The organism is Lelliottia nimipressuralis (genome assembly GCF_041464075.1).
In the GTDB taxonomy this organism is placed as follows: domain Bacteria; phylum Pseudomonadota; class Gammaproteobacteria; order Enterobacterales; family Enterobacteriaceae; genus Enterobacter; species Enterobacter nimipressuralis.
Map to the genome: position 1 here is coordinate 1,159,808 of NZ_CP167172.1, position 26,558 is coordinate 1,186,365.

23 protein-coding genes and 1 tRNA gene are annotated in these 26,558 nt (G+C 53.7%); 13 read left to right on the top strand and 11 right to left on the bottom strand.

Annotated features, from left to right (window positions below; all coding sequences use genetic code 11):
- Nucleotides 1–84: 84 nt before the first annotated feature.
- Nucleotides 85–1,470, top strand: a complete 1,386-nt coding sequence (gene cysS / locus ACB496_RS05405) for a cysteine--tRNA ligase (RefSeq protein WP_371974621.1) — start codon at nt 85–87, stop codon at nt 1,468–1,470.
- A gap of 71 nt (nt 1,471–1,541) precedes the next feature.
- On the opposite strand, the gene malI is transcribed toward cysS, so the two are convergent.
- The 4 genes from malI to folD form a co-directional block, all read right to left on the bottom strand.
- Nucleotides 1,542–2,558, bottom strand: coding sequence for a Mal regulon transcriptional regulator MalI (gene malI / locus ACB496_RS05410; RefSeq protein ID WP_102104251.1), 1,017 nt, complete (start codon nt 2,556–2,558; stop codon nt 1,542–1,544).
- 83 nt (nt 2,559–2,641) lie between these two features.
- A complete protein-coding gene (locus tag ACB496_RS05415; RefSeq protein WP_100777337.1) occupies nt 2,642–4,141 on the bottom strand; it encodes a PTS transporter subunit EIIC in 1,500 nt (499 codons plus the stop codon).
- Nucleotides 4,142–4,435: 294 nt separating this feature from the next.
- Complete coding sequence (ybcJ, locus tag ACB496_RS05420; protein WP_100777336.1) at nt 4,436–4,648, bottom strand: ribosome-associated protein YbcJ; 213 nt, start codon at nt 4,646–4,648, stop codon at nt 4,436–4,438.
- Between the two features lies 1 nt (nt 4,649).
- Nucleotides 4,650–5,516: a bifunctional methylenetetrahydrofolate dehydrogenase/methenyltetrahydrofolate cyclohydrolase FolD gene (gene folD, locus ACB496_RS05425; protein ID WP_102104250.1), complete on the bottom strand. Its 867-nt coding sequence runs from the start codon at nt 5,514–5,516 to the stop codon at nt 4,650–4,652.
- 307 nt (nt 5,517–5,823) lie between these two features.
- Here folD and fimA point away from each other — a divergent pair, with 307 nt between their 5' ends.
- The 6 genes from fimA (at nt 5,824) to sfmF (ending at nt 11,842) form a co-directional block, all read left to right on the top strand.
- The gene (gene fimA, locus ACB496_RS05430) at nt 5,824–6,378 is read left to right on the top strand and encodes a type 1 fimbrial major subunit FimA (RefSeq protein WP_100777334.1); all 555 of its coding nucleotides are present in this window, start codon (nt 5,824–5,826) and stop codon (nt 6,376–6,378) included.
- Nucleotides 6,379–6,443: 65 nt separating this feature from the next.
- On the top strand, nt 6,444–6,989 hold the full coding sequence (gene fimI / locus ACB496_RS05435) for a type 1 fimbrial protein subunit FimI (protein ID WP_371974622.1): 546 nt from the start codon (nt 6,444–6,446) through the stop codon (nt 6,987–6,989).
- Nucleotides 6,990–7,032: 43 nt separating this feature from the next.
- On the top strand, nt 7,033–7,725 hold the full coding sequence (gene fimC / locus ACB496_RS05440; RefSeq protein WP_100777332.1) for a type 1 fimbria chaperone FimC: 693 nt from the start codon (nt 7,033–7,035) through the stop codon (nt 7,723–7,725).
- A gap of 14 nt (nt 7,726–7,739) precedes the next feature.
- Nucleotides 7,740–10,307: a fimbrial biogenesis usher protein gene (locus ACB496_RS05445; protein WP_102104248.1), complete on the top strand. Its 2,568-nt coding sequence runs from the start codon at nt 7,740–7,742 to the stop codon at nt 10,305–10,307.
- A 13-nt stretch (nt 10,308–10,320) separates the two neighbouring features.
- On the top strand, nt 10,321–11,307 hold the full coding sequence (fimH, locus tag ACB496_RS05450) for a type 1 fimbria D-mannose specific adhesin FimH (protein WP_100777330.1): 987 nt from the start codon (nt 10,321–10,323) through the stop codon (nt 11,305–11,307).
- Between the two features lie 10 nt (nt 11,308–11,317).
- Nucleotides 11,318–11,842: a fimbria assembly protein gene (sfmF, locus tag ACB496_RS05455; RefSeq protein WP_102104246.1), complete on the top strand. Its 525-nt coding sequence runs from the start codon at nt 11,318–11,320 to the stop codon at nt 11,840–11,842.
- 51 nt (nt 11,843–11,893) lie between these two features.
- On the opposite strand, the gene fimZ is transcribed toward sfmF, so the two are convergent.
- The 3 genes from fimZ to ACB496_RS05470 all read right to left on the bottom strand — a co-directional run bounded on the left by fimZ (nt 11,894) and on the right by ACB496_RS05470 (nt 14,788).
- Nucleotides 11,894–12,526, bottom strand: a complete 633-nt coding sequence (gene fimZ, locus ACB496_RS05460; protein ID WP_100777328.1) for a fimbria biosynthesis transcriptional regulator FimZ — start codon at nt 12,524–12,526, stop codon at nt 11,894–11,896.
- A gap of 797 nt (nt 12,527–13,323) precedes the next feature.
- Nucleotides 13,324–14,043: a response regulator transcription factor gene (locus tag ACB496_RS05465; protein WP_181827438.1), complete on the bottom strand. Its 720-nt coding sequence runs from the start codon at nt 14,041–14,043 to the stop codon at nt 13,324–13,326.
- Nucleotides 14,044–14,053: 10 nt separating this feature from the next.
- Nucleotides 14,054–14,788: an EAL domain-containing protein gene (locus ACB496_RS05470; protein ID WP_371974623.1), complete on the bottom strand. Its 735-nt coding sequence runs from the start codon at nt 14,786–14,788 to the stop codon at nt 14,054–14,056.
- Between the two features lie 286 nt (nt 14,789–15,074).
- Between ACB496_RS05470 and ACB496_RS05475 the strand changes: the two genes are divergently transcribed.
- A tRNA-Arg gene (locus tag ACB496_RS05475) sits at nt 15,075–15,151 on the top strand.
- A gap of 15 nt (nt 15,152–15,166) precedes the next feature.
- Here the strand turns inward: ACB496_RS05475 and ACB496_RS05480 are convergent.
- The 3 genes from ACB496_RS05480 to ACB496_RS05490 form a co-directional block, all read right to left on the bottom strand.
- Nucleotides 15,167–16,015 (bottom strand): EAL domain-containing protein, encoded by an 849-nt coding sequence (locus ACB496_RS05480; protein ID WP_371974624.1) that lies wholly within the window; start codon nt 16,013–16,015, stop codon nt 15,167–15,169.
- A gap of 76 nt (nt 16,016–16,091) precedes the next feature.
- The gene (locus tag ACB496_RS05485; RefSeq protein WP_371974625.1) at nt 16,092–18,020 is read right to left on the bottom strand and encodes a methyl-accepting chemotaxis protein; all 1,929 of its coding nucleotides are present in this window, start codon (nt 18,018–18,020) and stop codon (nt 16,092–16,094) included.
- Between the two features lie 152 nt (nt 18,021–18,172).
- Nucleotides 18,173–18,613 carry a transcriptional regulator gene (locus tag ACB496_RS05490; protein ID WP_102104243.1) on the bottom strand — a complete coding sequence of 147 codons (441 nt, stop codon included), beginning with the start codon at nt 18,611–18,613 and terminating at the stop codon, nt 18,173–18,175.
- Between the two features lie 511 nt (nt 18,614–19,124).
- Between ACB496_RS05490 and ACB496_RS05495 the strand changes: the two genes are divergently transcribed.
- The 4 genes from ACB496_RS05495 to ACB496_RS05510 all read left to right on the top strand — a co-directional run bounded on the left by ACB496_RS05495 (nt 19,125) and on the right by ACB496_RS05510 (nt 24,022).
- Nucleotides 19,125–19,955, top strand: a complete 831-nt coding sequence (locus ACB496_RS05495; RefSeq protein ID WP_371974626.1) for a winged helix-turn-helix domain-containing protein — start codon at nt 19,125–19,127, stop codon at nt 19,953–19,955.
- Nucleotides 19,942–20,406, top strand: coding sequence for a hypothetical protein (locus ACB496_RS05500; RefSeq protein ID WP_371974627.1), 465 nt, complete (start codon nt 19,942–19,944; stop codon nt 20,404–20,406). Before ACB496_RS05495 ends, ACB496_RS05500 begins: the two co-directional genes overlap by 14 nt.
- A 286-nt stretch (nt 20,407–20,692) precedes the next feature.
- Nucleotides 20,693–21,772, top strand: coding sequence for a YncE family protein (locus tag ACB496_RS05505; RefSeq protein ID WP_371974628.1), 1,080 nt, complete (start codon nt 20,693–20,695; stop codon nt 21,770–21,772).
- A gap of 63 nt (nt 21,773–21,835) precedes the next feature.
- Nucleotides 21,836–24,022, top strand: coding sequence for a TonB-dependent receptor (locus tag ACB496_RS05510; RefSeq protein WP_371974629.1), 2,187 nt, complete (start codon nt 21,836–21,838; stop codon nt 24,020–24,022).
- A gap of 43 nt (nt 24,023–24,065) precedes the next feature.
- On the opposite strand, the gene ACB496_RS05515 is transcribed toward ACB496_RS05510, so the two are convergent.
- A complete protein-coding gene (locus ACB496_RS05515; RefSeq protein ID WP_100777313.1) occupies nt 24,066–24,986 on the bottom strand; it encodes a M14 family metallocarboxypeptidase in 921 nt (306 codons plus the stop codon).
- Nucleotides 24,987–25,135: 149 nt separating this feature from the next.
- Here ACB496_RS05515 and pheP point away from each other — a divergent pair, with 149 nt between their 5' ends.
- Complete coding sequence (pheP, locus tag ACB496_RS05520; protein ID WP_371974630.1) at nt 25,136–26,530, top strand: phenylalanine transporter; 1,395 nt, start codon at nt 25,136–25,138, stop codon at nt 26,528–26,530.
- Nucleotides 26,531–26,558 lie beyond the last annotated feature (28 nt).

Below are 26,558 nucleotides of genomic sequence, written 5' to 3' on the forward strand. Positions count from 1 at the left end.
ATCTTGCATTGAGTGCTGATTCCGGTCTGAATTATGGGTATTATACAGACTTTATTATCCACACACGTCTACACGGAATCTTCGATGTTAAAAATCTTTAATACTCTGACGCGCCAAAAAGAGGAATTTAAACCTATCCATGCCGGGGAAGTCGGCATGTACGTGTGTGGTATCACTGTTTACGATCTCTGTCATATCGGTCATGGGCGTACTTTTGTCTCGTTCGACGTGGTCTCTCGCTACCTGCGTTTCCTGGGCTATACGCTCAAATACGTGCGTAACATCACCGACATTGATGACAAAATCATTAAACGCGCTAATGAAAACGGTGAGAGTTTTGTCGCGCTGGTGGACCGCATGATCGCCGAGATGCACAAAGATTTTGATGCACTCAATATACTGCGTCCGGACAGCGAGCCGCGTGCCACGCACCACATTCATGAAATTATCGATATCACCGAAAAGCTGATTGCCCGCGGTCACGCCTATGTCGCCGACAACGGCGATGTGATGTTCTCGGTGCCGACCGATCCGAACTACGGCCAGCTCTCTCGCCAGGATCTGGACCAGCTGCAGGCCGGTGCGCGCGTTGACGTCGTTGACGTGAAGCGCAATCCGATGGACTTCGTGCTGTGGAAAATGTCCAAAGCCGGTGAACCAAGCTGGCCATCCCCGTGGGGCGAAGGGCGTCCGGGCTGGCACATTGAGTGCTCGGCGATGAACTGCAAGCAGCTCGGCAAGCATTTTGATATTCACGGCGGCGGGTCGGATCTGATGTTCCCGCACCATGAAAACGAAATCGCTCAGTCCACCTGTGCTCACGGCGGCGAGTACGTGAACTACTGGATGCACTCCGGCATGGTGATGGTCGATCGCGAAAAGATGTCCAAATCACTGGGCAACTTCTTTACCGTGCGCGACGTGCTGAAATATTACGATGCGGAAACCGTTCGCTACTTCCTGATGTCCGGCCACTACCGCAGCCAGCTGAACTACAGCGAAGAGAACCTGAAACAGGCGCGTTCTGCGCTGGAGCGTCTGTACACTGCGCTGCGTGGCACCGACAAATCCGCCGCACCGGCAGGGGGCGATGCGTTCGAAGCACGCTTTATCGAGGTGATGAACGACGATTTCAACACGCCGGAAGCCTACTCGGTGCTGTTTGATATGGCGCGTGAAGTGAACCGCCTGAAAACAGAAGATATGGCTGCCGCGAACGCGCTGGCCGCTCATCTGCGCAAACTCTCTGCGGTGCTTGGCCTGCTGGAGCAAGAGCCGGAAGTGTTCCTGCAAAGCAGCGTGCAGGCGGACGATGGCGAAGTGGCGGAAATTGAGGCGTTGATCAAAGCGCGTCTGGAAGCGCGTCAGGCGAAAGACTGGGCGGCGGCGGATGCGGCGCGTAATCGCCTGACCGAAATGGGGATCATCCTGGAAGATGGCCCGCAGGGCACCACCTGGCGTCGTAAGTAGGTCACTGTTACCCGGTCAATGCCGTAAAACAGTCAATAAAGCGCCCGACATGTTCGGGCGTTTTGCTATTTCTAGGCCGACTCTCGCGCGATCAGCTGCCCGGAAAGGGTGATCCGCTGCGTTTGCAGATCCGGCTCTTTCAGCTTACGAATCATTAAACCGGCCGCCTGACGGCCCGTCTCTTCACTCGCCGACGACACATAGGTGAAGGACGGCGAGGTCAGATTCACATGCAGCATATCTTCAAACCCGACCAGCGCGACCTGCTGCGTCAGAAACACATCTTTCCCGACGGTACGCCCGACCTGATGAATCCCGGAAATCGAACCGATCATCGCATCCGGCGAATGGCACAGCAGGGCGGTGATGGTGTTGTTTTTTTCCAGCAGCTGACGGGTGATAAACCCCGCCGCCTGGGTATCGTCGCTACAGACCGGGGCGGACTCTTCGCGGTTCACCAGGCCGTATTGCGTCATCGCGCTGCGAAAACCGAGCAGGCGCTGCTCGCGGATCAGACAGCCTTCCCGCCCGCCGATATAGGCGATATTACGATGCCCGCGCTCAATCAGATAACGGGTGGCGAGATTCGCCGCCTGGCGATTATCGCGCATCACCAGATTGCAGGTTTCATTCAGCAAGGACTGGGAGACCACGACCAGCGGTAACGGGCATTCGCGGATCTGCGCCGGAAGCGTGGAGGTTCGCGTATCGGACGCCAGATAGATCACCCCGGCGACGCCCTGCTGTTTAAACGAAAGCAGGCAGCGCTCAAGATGCTCGTGATCGTTAAGCGGCTGCCCGAGGAAAACCATATAGCCTTGCTTTTCCAGCTCCTGCACGATGCTCGCCATCACTTTGATGGAGAAACTGTCGCTGAAATCACGCAGGATCAGGCCGATAAGATTGGAGGTGTTGGCGCGAAGATTGGCGGCAGCGACGTTATGAATGTAGCCAAGCGTATTGATGGCAGCGTGGACTTTCTCAATCGTTGCCTCTGAGATTTTCCCTTTCTGACGTAACACCAGCGAGACGGTGGACACCGATACGCCTGCGTGTTTTGCGACATCAATAATGCTGACTTTCTTCAAACTCGCTCCCTGAAATTTCTCGATTATCAGCCAGATAAGACACGCCTCCCAGAGTACAGGAGACGTGCCGGTCCGGCATCTTATTATTTACCTATCATGGTGGACATGGTCTGGGCGATAAACTGTGCTCTGGCACCGAAAATCACCTGAATACCGTTATCGCCGACGAAGACGACGCCGCGCGCACCCAGACCGTTCAGCCCGTCTTTATCCACTTCATCACTCTTCGCCACTTCCAGACGCAGACGCGTGATACAGGAGCCAACGGAGTCGATGTTTTTCGCGCCACCCAGCAGGCCGATGATTTCGGTCGCGATTTCGGTGTCGGTTTTGTCATCCGTGGTGGCGGTCACTTCCGTGCGGCCCGGCGTTTTGACGTCGAAACGGCGGATGACGAAGCGGAAGGTGAAGTAGTAGATCAGCGCCATCGGAATACCGATGATCACGGCGTTGAGGAAGTTTGTCTGATAGCCGTTGAACGACGGCAGGATACCAAATGAAATGTAGTCAATCAGGCCCGCAGAGAAGGATTTGGCGATGTGAGCGTGCAGAAGATACATCGTCATGTAGGCCAGACCCGCCATAATAGCGTTAAAGACGTACAGGATTGGGGCCACGAAGATAAAGGTGAATTCCACCGGCTCGGTGATGCCCGTCAGGAAGCAGGTCAGCGCCGCCGAGAACAGAATACCGAAGGCGATTTTTTTATTCTTGGTGTGCGCTTCGTGATACATCGCCAGACAGGCCGCAGGCAGCGCGAACAGCATCAGCGGGAACTCGCCCTGCATGAATTTACCGGCGTTCTGGTAAGTGTCGCTGCTAAAGGATTTGGTCCCTTCTTCCAGCATTTTGAACCAGATTGTCTGATCGCCGTGGATCACCTGGCCCGCCTGGGTAGTGTAATCGCCAAACGAATACCAGAACGACGGATACCAGATGTGATGCAGGCCGAGCGGGATTAACGCACGTTCAACCAGACCAAAGATAAAGGTCGAGGCCGCCTGATTATCGCCGTTTACAATCACCGACAGGGCATCGATCCCCGCCTGAATATGCTGCCAGACATACGGCAGCAGCAAACCGAGAACGAATGATAGAAACGCAGTGGCGATGGCGACAAAACGTTTGCCGGAGAAGAAGCCGAGGAATTCCGGCAGCTGCATGGTGTGGAAGCGGTTATAGCACCAGGCCGCAAGAATACCGCAGATAAGCCCGCCGAAAACGCCCATTTGCAGTGTCGGAATGCCCACCACCATGGCGTATTTCCCGCCCTGGGAGGCCATTTCCGGTGTAATGCTCAGAACGGTGCCGATGGTGATGTTAGTGACAAATACCGATACCGCCGCCGACAGGGCTGCGATCCCGGATTCAGACGCCAGGCCGACGGCAGAACCAATGGCGAACAGCATCGGCAGGTTATCAAAAATAACCCCACCGGCGTTCATCATCAGCGGCATGTGGAATTTATCGCCGAAGGCTAACAGCAGGCCCGCAGCAGGAAGCAGTGAAATTGGCAGCATCAACGCGCGGCCAATCATCGATAACTTAGACAACGATTTAACAAACCCTGATATCAGACTCATGCTGATTTCCCCCGAGAAGCGCTTTGAGAGGCGCTGTTATTGTAAGTAGAACGTTTTAGTAGAACGTTCTACTTATCGTGAGAGAAGCCTGAAATTCGTGCAACTTAATTTTCACATTTCAACAAACGAAATAGTGATTCTTTGAAGTTGATCGAGAATTAACCGTTATGGTTGAGGGGAAATCAGGGGGCCGAGAGGGGGAAAACCGGGCGGCGGAAATGCCTTACCCGGTCTACAAACACCAATCACGCGTCATTGGCCCGACATGCGAAGCGCCGCCGGGCCTTGAGCGACTCAGGCGGTAATGGTGATGCTCTGGTTTTCGAAGGTGACCGTCTGCCCTGCGACAATTTTGCAGCGCTTGCGGGTTTCAACCACGCCATCGACTTTAACCAGACCGTCGGCGATGAAAATCTTCGCCTGTGCGCCGCTTTCGCTCCAGCCTTCCAGCTTCAGCAGATCGCACAGTTCAACGTGCGGGTGTTTACCTAATGAAAATGTTGCCATCTTACGCTTCCTCTGCGTCGTGATACTCAACGCATGCTTGCAATGTATTCTGAATCAGGGTTGCTACGGTCATTGGACCCACGCCACCCGGTACCGGTGTGATGTAAGACGCGCGCGCGGCGGCGTCTTCAAATACCACGTCACCCACCACTTTGCCGTTTTCCAGACGGTTAATACCCACGTCCACTACGATGGCGCCTTCTTTGATCCACTCGCCCGGAATAAAGCCCGGCTTACCGACCGCCACGATCAACAGGTCGGCATTCTCGACGTGCTGGCGCAGGTTTTTGGTAAAGCGGTGCGTCACGGTGGTGGTGCAACCGGCCAGCAGCAGCTCCATGCTCATCGGGCGGCCAACGATGTTGGATGCGCCAATCACCACGGCGTTCAGACCGTAGGTGTCGATGTTGTAGCGCTCCAGCAGCGTCACAATACCGCGCGGCGTACACGGACGCAGACGCGGTGCGCGCTGGCACAGACGTCCGACGTTATACGGATGGAAACCGTCCACGTCTTTATCCGGTGCGATACGCTCCAGCACCTTCACGTTGTCGATGCCCGCAGGCAGCGGCAACTGCACCAGAATACCGTCGATCGCGTCGTCGGCATTCAGGGTGTCAATCAGCTCAAGCAGTTCTGCTTCGCTGGTGGTTTCCGGCAGATCGTAGGAACGGGAGACGAAGCCCACCTCTTCACATGCTTTACGTTTACTGCCGACATAAATTTGCGATGCCGGGTTGCTGCCAACCAGCACAACGGCTAACCCTGGAGCGCGTTTTCCGGCCGCTGTACGCGCCTTCACTTTTTCCGCGACCTCAGAGCGCACCTGCTGCGCAATCGTTTTACCGTCAATAATCTTTGCTGCCATCAGAGAGAGGATTCCGTCTGTAACGTTTGAAAGGGGGATTGCCTATATTTTGTCAGAAGCGAGGCCCGCTGTCAGTCACCCATTGAGAGATTTCCACAATCAGGCCCTAAACCATGCTCATTGAATGGTCTTTTCCTAAGGGAAATTAGGATGTAGCCTGGAATTATCGCAGTGTTTTGACCTGTTTTAATATTTGTCCGTGGGCTACTTTGTTGCTTCCAAAATAAACTTTCAATTACGCAATTGAATGTGTTTTTTATTCCCGAATTAACCCGGGAAGGGCTTTTTACATTCCAAAGGAACAGATATGAAACTTAGCAATATTGCTTCTTCCGTCATTGCTTCGCTGGTATTGGTTGCGGGTGCAGCTCATGCAGCAGATCCCGTTTCCGTCAATGGCGGTACCGTTCACTTTAAAGGTGAATTAGTTAATGCGGCATGCGCAGTAAATACTGAATCTGCGGATCAGATCGTGACTCTGGGTCAATATCGTACCGCTAAATTCACGAAAGTGGGCGATACCACTTCTAATATTCCGTTCAACATTGAACTGAATGATTGCGATCCAGAAGTGGCTGCCACCGCTGCTGTTGCCTTCACCGGCCAGATTGATGCGACCGATAAAACCCTGCTGGCTGTAACCGCAGGCGATAACGACAACACGGCTAAAGGTGTTGGTATCGAGATCCTGGATAGCGCGTCCAGCACCCTGACACCAGACGGTGCAACCTTCTCCGCAGCGAAAACGCTGATCGCAGGGACCAACACCCTGAACTTCACCGCACGCTACAAATCAACTGCGGCGACCACTGAGCCTGGTCAGGCGAACGCGGACGCCACTTTCGTCTTGAAATACGAATAATCGGCTTTTCAGGGAAGACCGGGCCTCAGGGAAGAGGCCAGTTTGATCCACATCGAGGGCTAAGGATGACCAGAATTGGGCTTCTGTTTCTGCTGACGATTACTGCCGTACAGCCTGTGATGGCGCACCGCGTGGTGGTGGATGGCGGACGGGTACATCTCAAAGGTGAGCTGGTCAACGGCGGTTGCGCCGTGGCGCCCGAGAGTCAAAGCCTGCGCGTGGAGATGGGGCAGTATCGCACCAACGCCTTTCACGGTGTGGGCAGTTTTTCGACGGTGGATGTGCCTTTTACCCTGCGTCTGGTGGATTGCAGTGTGGATGTTTCCCGCACGGTCGGGATGATGTTTCAGGGCATTACGCCCACTGAAGATCCGCAGGTTTTTCTGGCAACATCCCGTCCCGGCAACAGCCGCGTCAGTAGCGGGATTGGGCTGGCACTTTTTGATTCGCAGAAGCGACAGATTATTCCCAACGCCACCGCCAATAATATGCTGCCGATCGACACGCCCGAGCTGAACTTTCATTTCAGTGCGCGCTATCGGGCTATTTCAGAACACCTTGTGCCGGGCAATATTCAGTCGGATGTCTGGTTTACGTTGATTTATCCATAACGTCGTACACGCCTGCGAACTTAATAGTAAAGGTATTGTTGTGATGAACTCCCTAATAAAACCAGGACTGATCTTTTCGCTTATTTTGATGATGATTTCTCTGCCCGTTCAGGCATCCGGTGGGATTGCTCTGGGGGCGACGCGCGTGATTTATCCGGCCGACGCGAAACAGACATCGCTCGCGATCACGAACAGCAATAAACAAGAGCGCTATTTAATTAACGCGTGGATTGAAAACGATCGCGGGCAGAAAGAAAAAACCTTTGCGGTCACACCGCCGCTGTTTGTCAGCGAACCGGACAGCGAGAACACGCTGCGCATTATCTATGCGGGGCCGCCGCTGCCAACGGATCGCGAATCCCTGTTTTACATGAACGTGAAGGCCATTCCTTCGGTGAACAAAGCCAACCTGGAAGGAAAAAACGTTCTGCAGCTGGCGATTCTGTCGCGTATCAAACTGTTTGTGCGACCAAAAAATCTGGCGATGCAGCCGGAAGAGGCGCTTTCGCAGCTGCGCTTTGAACGCGCGGGTAACCACCTGAAAGTCAGCAATGCTTCACCCTATTACGTCACGCTGGTGAACCTGCAACTGGGCGGGAAGAAGCTGGAAAATATCATGATTGCGCCGAAGAATTCAGCCCAGCAGGCGCTACCTGACGGGGCCAGCGGCACGCTCTCCTGGCAGAGCGTGAATGATTACGGCGCGATCACTCCCGCGCGTCGCGTCAGTCTTTGAGCAGAGTCACAGTGATGAATCCTTCACGATGGCGTTACCGCCCGTGTGTGCTGGCCATAATGGCGGTGCTCTGCCCGGGGATAGCCTGGTCTGAGAACTATTTTAACCCCGCGTTTTTGTCTGATGACACGGCGGGCGTGGCGGATCTGTCGCGCTTTGAGCAGGGGCATCAGCAGGCGCCTGGCACCTATCGCGTGGATATCTGGCGTAACGATGAATTTATCGGTACCCAGGATGTCCGCTTTGAGGCCGGGGATGAAAATACACCTCCGGTCGCGGGCGGGCTGTCGCCGTGCATCACGCGCGCGATGCTGGACCGCTTTGGCGTCAACATCACTGCCTTCCCTGAACTGCTTAACGTGACCGGCGAAACCTGCGTTCCGCTGGCGACGGCGATCCCCGGCTCGGAGATTGGCTTCAATTTTGCCTCGCTGCGCCTGAACGTCAGCCTGCCGCAGGTGGCAATGCAGAACAGCGCGCGTGGCTATATTCCGCCGGATCAGTGGGACGAAGGCATACCGGCGCTGCTGCTGAACTACAGCTTCAGCGGCAACAAAGGCAATGACGCCGACAACAGCTACTACCTGAATCTGCAAAGCGGGCTGAACTATGGCCCGTGGCGGCTGCGTAACAACGGGGCGTGGCGCTATACCGAGAGCAACGGGGAAAGCCATCGCGAGTGGCAGAACATCAGCACATCCGCCCAGCGGACGATCATTCCCCTGAAAAGCGAGCTGGTGGCCGGGGACAGCAACACCGGCAATGACGTGTTCGACAGCCTCGGTTTCCGCGGGCTGCGCATGTACTCCTCTGACAGCATGTACCCGGACAGCATGCAGGGCTACGCGCCGACCGTGCGCGGTATCGCCCGCACCCCGGCGAAAGTGGTGATCCGCCAGAACGGGTATGTCATCTATCAGAGCTACGTGCAGGCAGGGGCATTTGCCATCAGCGATCTGAACCCGACGTCGTCGAGCGGCGACCTTGAGGTCACGGTTGAAGAGAAAGACGGCAACCCGCAGCGCTATACGGTGCCGTACTCCACGGTGCCGCTCTTACAGCGTGAAGGCCGCATGAAATACGATCTGGTGGCGGGGGATTACCGCAGCGGCAACGACGATCAGGACACGCCGTTCTTCACCCAGGGCACGCTGATTGCGGGGCTGAGCAACGGTTATACCCTGTATGGCGGCACCCAGCTCGCCTCGCGCTACAGCGCCATCGCGCTCGGTGCGGGGAAAAACTTTGGCGACTGGGGGGCGATTTCACTCGATGTCACCCAGGCGCGCAGCCAGCTGGCTGACGACAGCCGCCACGAAGGGCAATCTTTACGCTTCCTGTACGCCAAATCCCTGAACGGCTTCGGGACTAACTTCCAGCTGCTTGGCTATCGCTATTCCACCAAAGGGTTCTACACCCTGGATGATGTGGCGTGGAAAGCCATGGAAGGTTACCAGTACAGCGACAGCAAGGACGAGAACGGCGTGTCGGATGTGGTGAGTTATCACAATCTGACGTGGAACAAAAAAGGGCGCTTCCAGGTGAACATTTCCCAGTCGCTGGGGGATTACGGGTCGCTCTATGTGTCGGGCAGCGAGCAAACTTACTGGGGTACCAGCGATTCCAGCGTCTGGTATCAGCTGGGTTATGCCGGCGGCTGGCGAGGCGTGAGCTATTCCGTCTCCTGGTCGTGGAATCAGGCGGTGGGCATTGATGGCACAGACAAGCTGGCCTCGTTCAACGTGTCGGTTCCGTTCAGCCTGTTTACCCGTCACGGTTATCGCCGTGACAGCGCCTTCGATCGTGCCTACGCCACGGCCTCCGCCAGCCGCAACAGCAGCGGAGATACCACCTGGCAGACCGGCGTCAGCGGCACCTTGCTGGAAGATCGAAACCTGAACTACAGCGTGAGTCAGGGACACACCAGCACCAACGGTGCAAGCGGCAGCGCCAGCGCAAACTGGCAGGCCACCTATGGCACCTTCGGGGCCGGATACAACTATTCCCGCGACCAGCACGATCTGAACTGGCAAATGTCAGGCGGCGTGGTGGGCCATGCCGACGGTGTGACCTTCAGCCAGCCGCTCGGGGATACCAACGTGCTGATCAAAGCGCCGGGCGCGTCCGGCGTGAATGTCGAAAACCAGACCGGTGTGAAAACCGACTGGCGGGGTTACGCCGTGATGCCTTACGCCACGGTCTATCGCTACAACCGCGTGGCGCTGGATACCAATACCATGAACAACAGTACCGATATCGAAAACAACGTCAGCAGCGTGGTGCCGACCAACGGTGCGCTGGTGCGTGCCAGCTTTGATACGCGCATTGGCGTTCGTGCGCTGCTGACCGTCATGCGCGGCAATCAGCCGGTGCCTTTCGGTGCCGTTGTGCGCGAAACCGGAAGCGGCGTCACCAGCATGGTGGGCGATGACGGGCAAATTTACCTCAGCGGGCTGCCGCTTAAAGGCGAGCTGCTGGTTCAGTGGGGCAACGGCGCCAGCGCCCAGTGCCATGCGCCGTACGTCCTGCCTGAAAAGAGCCTGCAACAGGCAATCACGATGAAGGAGATTCGCTGTGATTAAGAGTCGATACCTGATGGCCGCGCTGCTGGTAATGCTTCCTGTCACGCAGGCGCTAGCCACGGTCTGTGCTAACGAAAACGGTGTGCCGACGGATATCTATTACGATCTGACGGATAAGTTTAATAGTTCCAATAACCAGATTGGGCAGATTGTCACGCTTGCGGAGAAATCCCAGTGGGTGGGGGTCAACGCGGTCTGCCCGAAAGGGACATCGGGCAACACCACCAAGCGCAGCTACGTGACTGATTTCCCGATCACCAGCACCATTGATGGCTACAAATATCTGAAGCTGAATGAGTATCTGGATGGCGCGATGAAGATCACCGACAGCTACTCTGGCGTGTTTTACCCGCCGCAGAATTTTATTCAGATGGGGAGCCACCCGAACGTCTCTAAAAATCAACCTTTCGGGGTGAAAGACTCGAATCTGGTGTTTCGCCTGAAGGTGACGCGGCGATTTATCAATATGGTGGAGATCCCGCGTCAGACGATGTTCCGTGTCTATGTTACGACCACCTCATCGGACCCGCTGACGACCCCGGTGTATACCATCAGCTACAGCGGAACCATCCAGGTGCCGCAGAGCTGCGCCATCAACGCCGGTCAAGTGGTGGAATTCGATTTTGGTGATATTGGCGCCTCGCAGTTTAGCCAGGCCGGGGCGGGAAATCGCCCGCAGAACGTCTCGCCTAAAACCCAGACCATCGCCATAAAATGCACTAACGTGGAGGCCAACGCCTACCTCACCATGCGTGTGGAAACGGAAAAAGTGTCCGGGAATGCGCTGGTTTCTGATAATCCTGATCTCGGTTTTATCGTCGCCAGCACGAACAACACGCCCCTGACGCCCAATAATCTTGCCAGCAAGATCCCGTTCCGCCTGGATGATAACGCCTCGGCAGTGGTTGGGATCACCGCCTGGCCGGTGAGCGTCACCGGGAATAAACCGAGCGAAGGGCGCTTCACCTCACGCGGGTATCTTCGCGTGGATTACGATTAAGGAGAGGGCGATGCGCATAGGGATTTTAGTTGCCGCTGTAGCCGTAGCCTTTATGCCTGTGAAAGGCGTGCTGGCGGCAAGCCCACTGGGCGAAATCAATATCGAACTGTACGGCAATATTATCGATTTTACCTGTGTGGCTGAGGGGAGCGACAGCGACAAATCGGTGACGCTGGGCACCTGGCCGACCAAACAGCTCAGCACCACGGGCAGCAGAACCCAGGCGATGCCGTTTACGCTAAAGCTGACCGGCTGCCCACCGGGTGCGGCGTCGATAACCTTTTCTGGAAAAACGGATCCGCAGGACCCAGAACTGCTGGCCTTAAACGATGCCAGCCAGGCGACGAATGTTGCGGTAGAAATACGCGATCGGGATAAAACGCGTCTGCCATTACAGCAGGCGAGCCAGAATGTGGTGGTTGATGAGCAAGGAAATGCAGTTTTGAATTTTTATGCGAATTATATCGCTACGGCAAATAATCCCCAGCCGGGGCGTGCAGATGCCGATGCGACCTTTATGATTAATTATAATTAAGCCTAAACACCCTCCCTGAAACTCACTGGAGTCTCAGGGAGGACTTTCAGATTAAAGCAGCTCGTGCGCTTTGGCATAATCAATCAGCTCTACAATAGTCTGCACACCTAATTTCGAGTAGATGTTGGACTTATGCGCACTAATTGTTTTGTTGCTAAGTAATAATTGCTGCGCGATTTCCTTGTTAGATAATCCATTGGCCAGATAACGCAAAACAGTCACCTCGCGGTTTGATAACGGCATGTCATTTATTGCTCCCCGGTGTGAGCCTTGATGATTTATAAAGCTCAGGGTCTCATAGGGAAAGAACGAATATCCAGAGAGCAACATTTCCACGGCGTTATAGATATCATTCAGATCTTTTCTTTTGCTCACAAATCCATTTGCACCTGCTCGCATGGCGCGGCCAGCGTAAAACGATTCTGATTTGGAAGACAAAAACAGAATTTTTATGTTGTCATCTAAGTTCTTGATTCTTTTTAGCAATGAAAACCCATCTGTGCCAGGTAATTCGATGTCGAGGATCACCAGATCGATAGGGTGATTGCGAATGTAGTCGAGTGCTTCATGGCTGTCTCCTGACTTGAGTTTAATCTCAATGCTTTTGTTTTTCTGGAGCAGGACTTCAATTGACATTCTGACGATAGGGTGCTCGTCAATAATGATGACGGATGCCGGTTTCATTTTTTATGCCTCAGGTTGTGAAAGCGCAATTGCAATCTCTGCAAAAGTGCCTGGTAAGCCGGAAGGATAATTCTGCAGATCCTTATACGGGGGTAATTCCCTGGAAAAAGCGTAAGCATCCTTGTTTGCATTCTGATAAAAAATGGCAGTAGCGCGTTGGCTTATTAATATTTTGGAAAGAGTAAAGGTATTTCTTATTCTCCTTTGGAACATGCTTATTATACCGTGTAAGTTTTCTCCGAAAAGCCTGTAAATTATTCAGGGTGTACTTAATAATATGATCTTCTGGAGACGGAAAGTGATTATTTTAAATTTGGGCTAAATCACCAGACATTCCTCTTAATGTGGATTATCCTATTTATGTAATTGCAAAAAATAATAGAATCCCCTCAATGTTAATTTAATGTTGCCATTTCACCCACGGTAAGCGGAATCTTCTGTGCCATCACGGCGGAAGATTTATTGCCGCTTTCCGCGCGTCACCTTCATTTGAAAGTGCTGTTCACCTTTCAGCAAAAAAAGCCGTCGGCTGCAGAAGGATCTGCTGCCAGCAAGGGATGGCGTTTTTAGCGACTCATTGAATACTCACGTTTTTACATCGTTATCATCTTTTTAACGGATGAAATTAAAACTTAACTTCTGGATGAATATGCTGTTTTTTGATCGCTACGCAGAGATTAACATCACGAGAAATCCTGGATTAGGAATAGTTGTAATCTTTGCATAAATGTTAATTTAAAACATAATTTTAATATTGTGCGTAAGTAATTTCTTAAAGGTCTTTAGGAATTAAGGGGTTATTCGGGAGAGGAGACAGAAAGGCGATGCAGCAGATGCAGTAATTCCTGACGATGGTTTAACCCTAATTTACTGAGAATTCGTCCCAGACGATAAACCACGCGGCTGTAAGGGCGCTGGCGAAAAAGCGCAATATTTCTTAGTGATTCCCCCTGTGTCAGATATTGCAGGACAAACCACTCTTCTCTGGAAAAGTAGATGTGGCGATTATTCACGGGAGGGAGGGCGGTCGCTAACGCATGTTGCAGCGCCTGAGCCGGGAGCTGGCGCTCAAGCACATCAAAGGGACCGCTGGTTTTGCAAAACAGCCGGGCGTCATAGTCATCAGCGCGTATCAGCAGGCTCACGGCAGTGTAGGGGGGATACAGAATGGCGCGTCGAAGCGTGGTGAGCATCTCCATCAGCGGCATCGTGCGGCTCTCCATATCGACAACCAGTCTGGCCGAGGGCCAGTTTTCCAGCGCGCTGAAAGCCGATTCGAGCGTGTCATATCCGCAGCAGTGTTTCAGGGGGGATGGGCCGTGCTGAATTCCTGCATGCAGGAAACGATCGTGGGTCACGAGAACGATAAAGGGGGCGTCGGGTCTGCGTGTCTGGTTGATGGATTGACTCAAATAAACAAGACGATCAAAAAAAGGGGCGCTGGAACGCGAATGTGAAAAACCCAGCGAATCGCTTCCTTTACGACGACGCCGATAGCGGCGTACGGTCATGCGCATAGATTCTCTCTCAGGCTAATGTCCTTTTTTCTTCAGACCAGCCTACAGACGGCCAGTAATATCCCTGACCGAATCCCGCTCCTGCCTGCAGCGCGTACTCCCGATCCCTGTTTGACTCAATACCTTCAATCAGCACATTGCTGGCGACCTGTGCGCAGAGATTTACCAGCTGGGCTAGCGCAGGCGAGCCTTTTTTTCGCCAGAACGCCATCTTATCGATCTTGACGCCACATAACGGTAAACGACAGCCTAAAAAAGGACGAACAGAAGCCGTGTTTACGTCATCAAGCCAGAGATGGCATCCGCGTTCGACGAGCATCCACCAGTGGCGGGTTACGCATTCACGCATGGGAGCCGGAAGTCTGAAGAGTGCGCTGGGTTCGACAATTTCAATATTCTGGCCGGCGTTAAGCAGCGGCAGGATTCGGGCGAAGGATTCTGGGTCACTCAATACGGTTATCGGCAGGTTGATAAAAAGGTTTTTAGCGTAAAGTGTGTTTTTTAACATGGCGAGCTGCAGTTCAAGCAGCCTAAGCGACTGTTTCACCGACTGTTGCTGAAAAAACGCTTCACTTTGCTCAGGGGAGGCGAGAAGGCTAAGCACTTCACGCCCGACCACTCGCGAAGAGGAGAGAGCCACGATAGGCTCCAGCTTGATGCCGATAATCTCTGGCGAGACGCTACGCAGTGGGGGGAGATCGCATTCTGGCAAGTCGGAATGGTTAAGCGGGAATGGGGAGGTCACTACACTGTCCTGTTATCTTCCGGCTCCTCGGCGCCGGGATACCGGAGGCTAGTGTGAGAGCGATGGTCGGCAGAAAATACCAGGCGTTACTTAAACGGCGTTAAGCCTTTTCGTAGAGTCATCAAGTGGCAGAAAAATGAGAGGAATGTCGAAAAAACAGACGTATTGACGAGGGATAAACAGGGGGATGATGAGAAGGCAGGCGATTGCGCTAAAAGGCATTGACTCACTAGCCATTGACCGTATAATTCCAGGCGTTTCACACCGCAAGTGCACGCTTCTCCGTGCGCCCTTAGCTCAGTTGGATAGAGCAACGGCCTTCTAAGCCGTAGGTCGTAGGTTCGAATCCTACAGGGCGTACCATTTAGTCGCTGTTACTCACGCCATCACCACGTTAAGCAACTCCTCCACCGGTAGCGGTCGGCAAAAATAAAACCCCTGCAAGAAGTCGACCTGTTTATCACGCAGATAGTTCGCCTGTACCTGTGTTTCGACCCCTTCGGCAATAATCTTCAGATGCATGTTTTTGGCCAGCGCAATCATGCTGTCCACGAGCCGTGTATCGGCACTGACGCCAATCTGGCTGATAAACATTTTATCGATCTTGATGAATTCTGGATTCAGGGCAGAAATATAGGACAGGTTCGAATAGCCGGTGCCAAAGTCATCCAGCGCGACAGAGATGTTGGCGCGCCGCAGGGCTGCAAACCAGTTACTCAGCTGCGGGGTGAAATGCAGCGGGTGTCTCTCGGTGATTTCCATCACCACCTGACTCTGATTCGCGTCGCATTTCTTTAACAGCTCACAGGTGTCGATCTCGAAATTCTGATCGAGACAATTTTGCGCGCTGATATTAATGCAAATATAAGTTCCCACCGGGAAGTGCTGAATCGGGTGTTCGAGATCGGCAATCACCTGCTGGATAAGCTGATGGGTCAGCGAAATAATCAGGCCGTTTTGCTCTGCCAACGGGATAAACACGTCGGGAGAAACATCGCCATAAGTGGGGTGCCGCCAGCGAGCGAGGACTTCGATGCCCGCGATTTTCCCGGTCTGCGCGTTGATAAAAGGCTGATAAACAGGGGTGATTTGCTTTTGCGCGATGGCCGTTTTCAGGGTTTTCAACCCAGGTCGGGCGGGGATCGTTTTAAACCGTGACAGACCGCGGATCAACGATGATCCCAGCCCGTTGAGGAACGTAGGATCTTTTTTAAGGGTGTTTTCCATAGGTCACTTTTATCGCGTTTTCGTCAGGCAAACCGGGAGGGTTTACCTGACGAGAAGGGGGGAATCACAGGCTGGATTAGAATTTCACCCAGTCGTCCTGGTCGCTGACACTCTCTTTTTTGCCGGGCGCCAGCGCAATAACATGCCCTTTGCCTGCCGGACGGCTCTCCTTAAGCTGGCGTGGGGTATTCGATACACGGAAGATCGACACCACCTTTTCAAGCTGCACGGCCTGATCTTCCAGCGAACTGGCCGCAGCGGAGGACTCTTCAACCAGCGCGGCGTTCTGCTGCGTGGTGGTATCCATCTCGGCCATCGCCTGCGCAATCTGCGAAATCCCACGGCTCTGTTCGTCCGTCGCGGTGGCGATTTCACTCATGATATCGCGCACCTGAGCCACCGATTTTTCAATTTTGAACATCGCGGCACCGGCGCCTTCCACCAGGTTAAAACCGGTATCGACGTGAACGGCGGATTCGTGGATCAGGTTCTCAATCTCTTTTGCTGACTGCGCGCTGCGTTGCGCCAGGGTGCGCACTTCGGCGGCGACAACCGCAAAACCTTTCCCCTGATCGCCCGCGCGTGCGGCTTCCACAGCGGCATTGAGCGCCAGAATGTTGGTCTGGAAAGCGATGCTGTTAATCACCGTGGTGATCTCAGAAATACGGTGCGAGCTGAGTCGCACATTTTTCATGGTATCGATCACTTTCTGCGAAATCAGGCTGCCTTCGCTGGCATTTTGCGATGCTTCTTCCGCCAGCAGGCGCGCCTGGTTAGCGTTTTCCGCATTCAGCGCGACGGTGGAGGTCAGCTCTTCCATACTGGCTGCCGTCTCCACCACGGCAGCAGACTGCTGCTCGGTGCGTGATGACAAATCCATGTTGCCTGCGGCGATTTCCGTGGAGGAGCGGGCCACGCTTTCCACCCCTTCGCGCACGTCATTAATAATGCTTTTCAGGTTTTCGTTCATGGTTGAAACGGCCTGCATCAGCAGTCCAGGTTCGTCATGACGCGTGCTGGTCAACGTACTGGTGAGATCGCCTTTGGCGATTTGCTCTGCGACGCGCAAAGTTTCGTTTAGCGGACGGGTGATTGATGCGGTGATCCCCATTGCCAGCAGCAGGCCAAGGGCAATGCCAATGGCAGCCACAATGCTCATCTGCAGCCGGACGCCATCAACGGTCTCAACCACTTTTTGTTGCTGTCTGGCGAACATCGACTGAATAGTCTCAATCAGAGTCTCTGCTTTATCTGTCAGGGTTTCTGATAGGGTCGATTGCTCTGCCCACACAACTTTGTAGTGGTCGAGTTCTGCAGCGATTGCCTGCATATCTTTAAGACTGCTGTTCAGCCAGGCGTTTTGATCTTCCGGCACAAACTGCAGCATCTCTGTTATCCCGTTTTTGGCCGCGTCCAGACGCGTCAGGACGTTTTGCTTTGCCGCCTCTGTCGGGTGCTGCTTATAGAGAGAGACCTGGGAGTCAATATCGCTCAGGATGAAGGCCACCTGGGACGCAACCAGCGTCTGCTGTGGAGTTAACGCCGCGCTGCGGCTTAATTTCGATGCGATTTCAGAGTTATCGCACAGGGATTGCGTATTGAGTTTGCGCTCACTGTCCGTTTTTTCGCTCGCCGCTTTGGTAAACGGCGTCAGGGACGCGATGTAGTTTTTCACCGCAGCGTCCGTCTTATCCACGGAAACTTTTCCCTCAGGCGTCCAGGTGTAAGTTTCCAGCCGGGCGATCATATCCTGCATCGTCTGGGCGGCATCGTTGGTCTGATCGAGATACTTCTGGTCCTGCGTATACAGATAGTTCAGACGGGCCAGTCGCACGGCAGACAGCGCGTTAAAAAGGCCGGTGGTATGTTCATTTTTCTCGACGCGATCCTGAATGCTCACCATCCCCAGCATTCCCGACAGCAGAATGGCCAGTGTCACCAATAAAATAGTCGAAAAGCCGAATAAGAGTTTTCGGCTGACTTTTAAATTTTGAAAACGATTCATTACACTCATCTATTTTTCCCGGGCCGGTTTTTACCGAGCGACAATATTTTTAGCTATGTTGCCATCATTAATGGAATGCAAAACATGAAACTGAAGAAGTAAAAAAAAGCCCTTTGCACTCAGGTACGAAGGGCAAAACCGCTGAGTTGACATCACTCACTCAGGGGATCAGACTTCTCCTCTTTTTTAACAGAGTGAGCAGGGAGTTCGCTCATTCTATAATATACGGGGACGACATCCTGGTAATTAATGATGTAACCATGCCCTCTAATATTGCGAATAAAGTCCTCGGGTAATCCAAGAAGATTCAGTTTGTTGTTCAGATTATGAAGCACTTGCCATAACCGCTGGGTCGAAGGACTGAGGTTATTGTCCTCCCAGATCTTTTCGAACAACTCTTCTTTGGCGATGACTTTCTTACGACCATGTTCCAGCAAATATAGAAAAAGCCGTAACATTGTTTCGTTAAAATAGATTGATGCAAACGCCACACTTTTATCGTTGTGACTACCGGTAAGTCGGTACAGTCTGCGATTGGTAATATCGAAGTGAATTTCATCACCAATCATAAAGCCATATAGACGATAGCCCATCTCTTTATTCCTGCATTAGAGTCAACCTGACATACGCCGCTGGAAATACACTTTTCTAATAAACCATACATTTTATAAGGTGGATTATATGTATGCCGTTCGTGCTTTCCAATACACAAGCCTATGCGCTATAAGAAACCCTGTGTTGACGATTTGTTTATAGAGTTTCTATTTACATAAGTTGCATCTGTAGTGCTATGCACCTTGTTTTTTATGATTTCTGGAGATTAATGCTAAAAACGTGTAATGAACCAACCACTCAACATAAAGTCGCGAAGTTTTCTGGTTTTCAAGCATCAATGGCTGATTGTGAGTGTCGATGATCACGTTTTCTTCATCCATAGGTTTCCGATGCCACAACTTTAAGAATTGCCTGACAAAAACGTGAGTGAAGTTATATGATTTATACTGATTAAGAGGCTTAAGGCGCGAGCGAAGAGCGGTTTTTTGCATGAAGGTGTTTATTTCAACCTGCTGATATATAATAACTAAATTCTGAATCAGGTTTTCTATGTCAACTATCGATCGCACCATGAAAAAAGTGTACGTCATCAACGATACCTTGCTGTTTGAACCTGATTTGCGGCGCCTCGGTCCGCTGGACGGGTATCCTCAGAGGGCTACCACCCTTCATGGCCCGGTGAGCGAGTGCCTGCTTTTACTCCTTGAAAACAACAACCAGGTTGTGACGCAGCGGGTTCTGTTTGCCTCCATTTGGGAGAAACAGGGGGCGATTGTCAGCACCAATGCCCTTTACCAGACCATTTCCCAAATCCGCAAGGCGCTGAAATTTGCAGGGTTGGAAGAAAACATCATTAAGACCCTGCCTAAAGAGGGGTTTAAGTCGATTGCCCAGCTGCGCGAAGGGGAACTGGACGAGTTTATTCGCCCGCAGACAACGGCGCTGGTTTCGGTTTTACCCGAAGAATATCCCGTCGCCGAGGTTACGGCGGTGGCTGTTTCTGAGGTGATTCGCAAACCCCCTTTTTTCCCGGCAAAGCTTGCCTATGGGGTGGCAGGCATTCTTTTTCTGCTCTCCTGCGCGATATCGTACTTTCTGATTAAAGAGGATAAGTCCTCTCTGACGCATTATCAGTCGGTGAGTCAATTTAACGGATGTGACGTATATTCATCCTGGCGGGATAAAGAGAAAACCAGTGAAATGCTGGCGGGGCTGGCGAAACGCTATCCCATTCAGTGCAAACCCGGAGGGGTACTGTGGATGACCAGCAGTTTTTCCCAGCAGGCTCATTCGGTCATTATTTGCGACCGTCCGCTACAGGACAAAAATGCGCAGTGTGATTCCATTATTTACAGGCCGCAGAATCATGATGATGAATAAAATAACGCTGCGCTGGACGTTTATCGTTCTGGCCATTGCCGCACCCTTGCTTTATGCGTGGTATATTCATTACCAGCGTAATCACTTCAGCTGCGAAGCACATGTAACGGTGGTAGACGATAATTATCTTCTCGACGTCATGATGGATTATTCATTTATGAACGGGGAGGGTAGCTATGCAACGTCCGGGGAATATACCCAGAAAGGCCAGCCACCTGTCGAAGTCAGTAATAAAATTGCGTTTAATTACTGGCGAGATGCGGGGGATATTATTATGGTGTCCAGCGACACCAGTGGACGCCCAAAAAGAAATGAAGCCTTCAGGTTGGATGTCCCGGACTTTTTCCGTCTGCGCGATCGCGGCCTTAAAGTTCAGATAACGCCGGCGAACGCCTCCAGCTATTTCATTATCTACAGAAACGCCCCTGTTATTTATTGCGCAAAAGAGTAGATGAGGTGACCTAACGCTCTCTCATCCCTGCTTGTTTTATCTTGTTGCCCATTTTTACGCTTGATCATATAAAGATAATGAGTATAGTTCTCATTCTCTTTAGTGTTTGTGGGCAGCGACGGACGATTCCCGCATCAACAGTGAGCGCAGATCTCACACGGAACACTGAGTGTTAACGGTGGACTCTGCACTGGCCTCACAGCCTGTAAAACAACCTTAATCGCACAGCAGCATGCGACGCAGTTTCCCGCCTGATTCTCTTTTTGAACGGTAAAGGATGTTCCTGATGACAAAAAAATTGTCCGCGCTGGCGCTGCTTGTGGCTGCCTCTCTTTCCGGCTGCGCCGCGCAGCATGCCGCCAAACCTGCCCCTGAATCTCACACCGCCGTAACCGCGCCGGCGGAAACCGGCGTGGTGAAGCGTGAACTGGCCGACGGCTTATACGAAATGGTGCTCAGTCCGAAAGGCGATGCGCTGTATGTCGCAAGCGCCGAAGGGTTTAAGGACGTGCAGGGCGGGGTGATCTACAAGCTCGATCCCACTACGCTCAAAACCCTTGGCCGCAGCCATACGGATCTGAAAAACTTTGCGCTGGCGATATCAAAGGATGGCAGCACCGTCTATGCGACCAACTCGCTGGACGGCGGCATCAGCGCCATCAGCACCGCGGACGGCAAAGTGAAAAATCGCCTGCTGTTCACCGAGCGCAACAAAGAAGGTTTCCCGTACGGGGCGCGCCAGGTGCTGCTCCATGACGGCACACTTTACATCGGCGGTGTCGCCGATCCGGCAGTGGTCTGGGTGGTGGATGCCGAAACGCTCAAGCTGAAAAAAACCATCAAAAATGCCGGGCAGTGGGTGACGGGGCTGCTGTGGTCTGAGCAGACTCAGCGCATATACGTGGCTAACGGCGGCGGCGAAATCCTGATTATCAATCCGCGCAACAATCGCATCGAAAAACGCTGGAAACCGCTCGGCGACAAACCGGCGCTGCTGCTTAACCTGGCAGAAGACAAGGCCACGGGTCGCCTGTTCGTGACCGATAACTCCAAAGCCAAAACCACGCTGGTGCTGGATATCCATACCGGCGAAGTGATTAAGAAGCTGGATGTGGGCGATTCGCTGGCGGTGAAATTCAACGCTAAACGCAACGAGCTGTACATCACCCAGCGCGAAAGCGGAAAACTGCTGAGCCTGGATGCCACGACCTATGCCGTCAAACAGAGCTGGGATCTGCCTCCGAATCCAAACAGCCTGCTGCTGTCCGAAGATGGCCAGACGCTGTACGTCACCGTCAAACAGGCGTTCAACAAAGACCACTCCACGAACGGACCGGACAGCGTTGTCAGAATTTCACTGAAATAAACCTCTTATAAATTATCAGGCCCGGCGACGGGCCATTTTGCGCGTATGTTGAACGAGTTAATCATGAACAACACCAGAATGAACAAAACGCTGCTGGCGCTCGCCATCGGCGCGGTTACGCACTCCGCCTTTGCGGCGGAGACCCCAAAAGAAGAGACCCTCGTGGTGCAGTCTGCGCCGGCCAGCGATTTCAAACCGGGCGGCGATCAGCTGGTGCCCGCATTCCTTGACGGACAGGTCGCCAACGGTGGCCGCATGGGAATGCTCGGCCAGCAGAACGCGATGGACGTGCCTTTTAATATCATCAGCTACACCTCGAAGCTGGTGGAAGATCAGCAGGCCAAAACCATTGCCGATGTGGTCGCCAATGATGCGGGCGTGCAGTCGGTGCAGGGCTACGGTAACAGCGCGGAAAGCTATCGCATTCGCGGCCTGAAATTCGACGGCGACGACATGACTTTTGGCGGTCTCTCCGGCGTGCTGCCGCGTCAGGTGGTCGATACGCAGATGGTTGATCGCATTGAGATCTTTAAAGGCGCCAACTCCCTGATGAACGGCGCGGCAAGTTCCGGCGTCGGCGGGATGATCAACCTTGAGCCAAAACACGCGGGCGACACGCCGCAGGCCAAAATTGGCGTCGATTACACTTCTGATTCGCAGATTGGCACCACGCTGGACGCCGGTCGGCGCTTCGGGGAGAGTGACCAGTTTGGCGCACGCGTGAACCTGGTCCACCGCGAAGGCGAAGCACCGGTCGCCAACGACCGCCGTCGCACCACGCTGCTCTCTACCGGGCTGGATTTCAAAGGTGACACCTTCCGCACCTCCCTGGACATGGGTTATCAGAAGAAAACCTTCCATGGCAGCGAAACGGGCGTCAACATTTCCGGTGTCGACTTCGTGCCGACACCACCGAAAAACGATCGTAACTACTCGCAGAAATGGGCCTACAGCAATATCGAAAATGAATTCGGCATGTGGCGCAGCGAGTATGACATCACCGATAGCTGGACGGCTTACACCGGGCTGGGCGCGCAGCACGCCCACGAAGAGGGGCTGTACAGCGGCGCGAAGCTGATGGATAAGAGCGGCAACGCCACGGCGACACGTCTGGATACCAATCGCATCAGCGACGCCGTGAGCGGCATGGCGGGCATTCGCGGTAACTTTGATACCGGTTTCGTGTCGCACAAGGTCAACGTGGGCTACTCCGCAATGACCAAAAACGAAAAAATCGCGTGGAAGATGTCGGCGGCAGCGGATAACCCGATCACCAACATCTATCACAATACCGGCGTGGATAAACCTGACAGCAGCAACTTCAATGGCTCCGGCGGTAATTACAGCGATCCGTTGACCAGCGGCCGCACCCGCACTCAGGGCTGGCTGCTCAGCGATACCCTTGGCGTACTCGACGACAAACTCTTGTTTACCGCTGGCGCGCGCCATCAAAAAGTGGTGATTCGCGGATACAACAAAATCACCGGTGCGGAAAACGACGCCGATGGCTTTGACGGCAGCCGCTGGATGCCAACTTACGGCGTGGTCTACAAACCGTGGGACGAACTTTCGCTCTACGCTAACCACACCGAAGCGCTGCAGCCGGGTAAAACCGCGCCAGACACCGCGACTAACTACGGGCAAAGCACCGGGATTGTTCACTCGAAGCAGAACGAAGTGGGCGTGAAAGCAGACTTCGGACGGGTGGGCGGCTCTTTGGCCCTGTTCGAAATCAAAATGCCGTCGGCGATCCTCGACAGCGTGACCAAACACTACGGTCTGGATGCCGAGCAGCGTAACCGCGGCGTTGAACTGAACGTGTTCGGCGAGCCGATGCTGGGAATGCGTCTGAATGCCAGCGCCACCTGGCTGCAGGCAGAAATGACCAAAACCAACAACGGGCTGAATCAGGGTAACAAGGTCATCGGCGTACCGAATTTCTATGCGGTGCTGGGGGCGGAATATGACATCAAACCGATCGACGGCCTGACGGCGACCGCGCGCGTGAACCACTCCGGCTCTCAGTACGCGGATCTGGCGAACAGCAAAAAACTCGACAGCTACACCACGCTGGATCTGGGCATGCGCTATCGCTTCGCGGTAAACCAGAACCAGAATCAAATGACCGTACGTGCCGGTATCGACAACGTGACGGACGAAAACTACTGGGCAAGCGTGGACGACTCCGGAACTTACCTGTTCCAGGGCGAGCCGCGTACCTTCAAAGTTTCCGTCGGCTACGAGTTCTAAGTTTTACCCTCGTTATCAGGGGCACGGATGCCCCATCCATTTCTTAAGCGTGCGCCAGCGCAAACGCAATTGCGGCGTGAACGGTCACGATCTGCGCGCGCGTACAGGCCTCTGGCGTAGTGCCGGGGCTGTCGGGATAAACTTCCGTGGTGGTGGTAAAAGGCGCGCCGGTAAGGGTGGCGCACAGATGATAGGCATGAATGTCATATTCCACCACGCCCTCGCTGACGACGGTGAACTCCATCATTTTGCCATTCTCATCGGCAGGGGCGATATGGGTGACTTTCTTCACGGCGTCGATAATCGCCTGCTGGAAATCCAGCCGTGAATTTTGCGTATCGCTCACCAGATAGTAGCCATCGGGAATTGTCCCCGGCTCAAACGGCAGTCCGTCGCGCGCGGCCTTCGCCGGTCGGAACTCACTCTCATCGCTGTCGGTGGTTTCGTGCAGATCAACGTGCAGCAGGAATTTGCCTTTCAGCGGGGCGGTTAACGCCATCAGCGCGCGGGCTTCTTCGCCTTCTCCTTGTGGCCAGAACTGGCGGTTGGTATCCACGGCTTCATAGGTCCAGCGAGTGATATGCTCGTAGGCCCACGGGCTGACGCACGGCACCACCAGTAGATTGATTTTCCCCGCATACTCATTCTGATACTCCGCCAGGAAGTTCAGCGCGCCCATCACACCACTGGTTTCGTACCCGTGAACACCGCCGGTAATCAGCGCGACGGGAAGGTTGTCGTCCCAGTCTTGTGACTTCACGGCCATCAGCGGGAAGGTCTGGTCGCCGTAGTGTAATTCGCCGTACTGACTCACGTCGTAGCGAGGCTTGAGGGCATTGATCGCGTCAAGCACGTCCGTCTGATAGCTGCGAAAACGCGTCTGGTTCTCGCGCCACTGCTGTTTTTCCGCCGCAGTCCATGGCTGGCCTGGCGTACCGATAGGGTAGAACTGTTTCTCAGTCATAGGTCACTCTGTCAGTGTAGGGTTCTCAACATCATACCCAGCCGCGCTTTTAAATTCATATGGGTATTTGAGCCGGGCCTGCAACTTGCTCCTGCTGACCCGAAGTGTTAAAAGGTGCCCCTTCCAATAAAAATACACAGGGGGCAGACGTGAAAGACGCGTCATCCGCTTCAGACAATGCGGTTTCTGAAGCCTCGTCGGAACAGACACCGACGCTGCAACGTGGTTTGCAAAATCGACATATTCAATTAATTGCCCTCGGCGGCGCGATTGGTACCGGACTGTTTCTCGGCATCGGGCCAGCGATTCAAATGGCCGGGCCTGCGGTACTGCTGGGATACGGCATTGCGGGCGTGATTGCCTTTCTGATTATGCGCCAGCTTGGTGAAATGGTCGTCGAAGAGCCGGTTTCTGGCTCTTTCGCCCACTTTGCTTACAAATACTGGGGGCCGTTTGCAGGCTTCCTGTCCGGCTGGAACTACTGGGTGATGTTCGTGCTGGTCGGCATGGCTGAACTCACCGCCGCGGGCATCTACATGCAGTACTGGCTGCCGGATGTCCCGACGTGGATCTGGGCCGCCGTCTTCTTCATTATTATCAACGCCGTAAACCTGGTTAACGTGCGTCTGTATGGCGAAACGGAATTCTGGTTCGCGCTGATTAAAGTGCTGGCGATTATCGGCATGATCGGCTTTGGCCTGTGGCTGCTCTTCTCCGGGCACGGGGGCGAGCGCGCGAACATCGATAACCTGTGGAAACACGGCGGTTTCCTCGCGACCGGCTGGAACGGGCTGATTATGTCTCTGGCGGTGATCATGTTCTCCTTTGGCGGGCTAGAGCTGATTGGGATCACGGCGGCAGAAGCGCGCGATCCGCACAAAAGCATTCCGAAAGCGGTCAACCAGGTGGTCTACCGTATTCTGCTGTTTTATATCGGTTCGCTGGTGGTTCTGCTGGCGCTCTACCCGTGGGTAGAGGTGAAATCCGACAGCAGCCCGTTTGTGATGATTTTCCATGATATGAACAGCAACCTGGTGGCATCGGCCCTGAACTTCGTCATTCTGGTGGCGTCGCTCTCGGTCTATAACAGCGGCGTCTACTCTAACAGCCGCATGCTGTTTGGCCTCTCCGTGCAGGGTAACGCGCCGAAGTTCTTAACGCGCGTCAGCCGTCGCGGGGTACCGGTCAATTCGCTGCTGCTCTCCGGAGGCATTACCTCGCTGGTGGTGCTGATCAACTATCTGCTGCCGAAAGAGGCCTTTGGCCTGCTGATGGCGCTGGTGGTGGCTACCCTGCTGCTGAACTGGATCATGATCTGCCTGGCGCACCTGCGTTTTCGTGCGGCGATGCGTCGTAAAGGGCGTGAGACGCAGTTCAAGGCGCTGCTCTACCCGGCGGGAAACTACCTGTGTATCACGTTTCTCGGCATGATTCTGGTGCTCATGTGCACCATCGATGACATGCGTCTGTCGGCGTTCCTGCTGCCTGTGTGGGTGGTATTCTTGTTTGTGGCCTTTACCTTATCGCGCAGTAAAGCGCGCTAACAAAAAGCCCGCCAGCGGAACCGCAGGC

What these genes read in the sequence shown, in the direction of transcription:
- cysS (WP_371974621.1), top strand. Translation starts at nt 85, where the DNA reads ATGTTAAAAATCTTTAATACTCTGACGCGCCAAAAAGAGGAATTTAAA.
- ACB496_RS05415 (WP_100777337.1), bottom strand. Translation starts at nt 4,141, where the DNA reads ATGAGTCTGATATCAGGGTTTGTTAAATCGTTGTCTAAGTTATCGATG.
- ybcJ (WP_100777336.1), bottom strand. Translation starts at nt 4,648, where the DNA reads ATGGCAACATTTTCATTAGGTAAACACCCGCACGTTGAACTGTGCGAT.
- folD (WP_102104250.1), bottom strand. Translation starts at nt 5,516, where the DNA reads ATGGCAGCAAAGATTATTGACGGTAAAACGATTGCGCAGCAGGTGCGC.
- fimA (WP_100777334.1), top strand. Translation starts at nt 5,824, where the DNA reads ATGAAACTTAGCAATATTGCTTCTTCCGTCATTGCTTCGCTGGTATTG.
- fimI (WP_371974622.1), top strand. Translation starts at nt 6,444, where the DNA reads ATGACCAGAATTGGGCTTCTGTTTCTGCTGACGATTACTGCCGTACAG.
- fimC (WP_100777332.1), top strand. Translation starts at nt 7,033, where the DNA reads ATGAACTCCCTAATAAAACCAGGACTGATCTTTTCGCTTATTTTGATG.
- ACB496_RS05445 (WP_102104248.1), top strand. Translation starts at nt 7,740, where the DNA reads ATGAATCCTTCACGATGGCGTTACCGCCCGTGTGTGCTGGCCATAATG.
- fimH (WP_100777330.1), top strand. Translation starts at nt 10,321, where the DNA reads ATGGCCGCGCTGCTGGTAATGCTTCCTGTCACGCAGGCGCTAGCCACG.
- sfmF (WP_102104246.1), top strand. Translation starts at nt 11,318, where the DNA reads ATGCGCATAGGGATTTTAGTTGCCGCTGTAGCCGTAGCCTTTATGCCT.
- fimZ (WP_100777328.1), bottom strand. Translation starts at nt 12,526, where the DNA reads ATGAAACCGGCATCCGTCATCATTATTGACGAGCACCCTATCGTCAGA.
- ACB496_RS05465 (WP_181827438.1), bottom strand. Translation starts at nt 14,043, where the DNA reads ATGCGCATGACCGTACGCCGCTATCGGCGTCGTCGTAAAGGAAGCGAT.
- ACB496_RS05480 (WP_371974624.1), bottom strand. Translation starts at nt 16,015, where the DNA reads ATGGAAAACACCCTTAAAAAAGATCCTACGTTCCTCAACGGGCTGGGA.
- ACB496_RS05485 (WP_371974625.1), bottom strand. Translation starts at nt 18,020, where the DNA reads ATGAATCGTTTTCAAAATTTAAAAGTCAGCCGAAAACTCTTATTCGGC.
- ACB496_RS05490 (WP_102104243.1), bottom strand. Translation starts at nt 18,613, where the DNA reads ATGGGCTATCGTCTATATGGCTTTATGATTGGTGATGAAATTCACTTC.
- ACB496_RS05495 (WP_371974626.1), top strand. Translation starts at nt 19,125, where the DNA reads ATGTCAACTATCGATCGCACCATGAAAAAAGTGTACGTCATCAACGAT.
- ACB496_RS05500 (WP_371974627.1), top strand. Translation starts at nt 19,942, where the DNA reads ATGATGATGAATAAAATAACGCTGCGCTGGACGTTTATCGTTCTGGCC.
- ACB496_RS05505 (WP_371974628.1), top strand. Translation starts at nt 20,693, where the DNA reads ATGACAAAAAAATTGTCCGCGCTGGCGCTGCTTGTGGCTGCCTCTCTT.
- ACB496_RS05510 (WP_371974629.1), top strand. Translation starts at nt 21,836, where the DNA reads ATGAACAACACCAGAATGAACAAAACGCTGCTGGCGCTCGCCATCGGC.
- ACB496_RS05515 (WP_100777313.1), bottom strand. Translation starts at nt 24,986, where the DNA reads ATGACTGAGAAACAGTTCTACCCTATCGGTACGCCAGGCCAGCCATGG.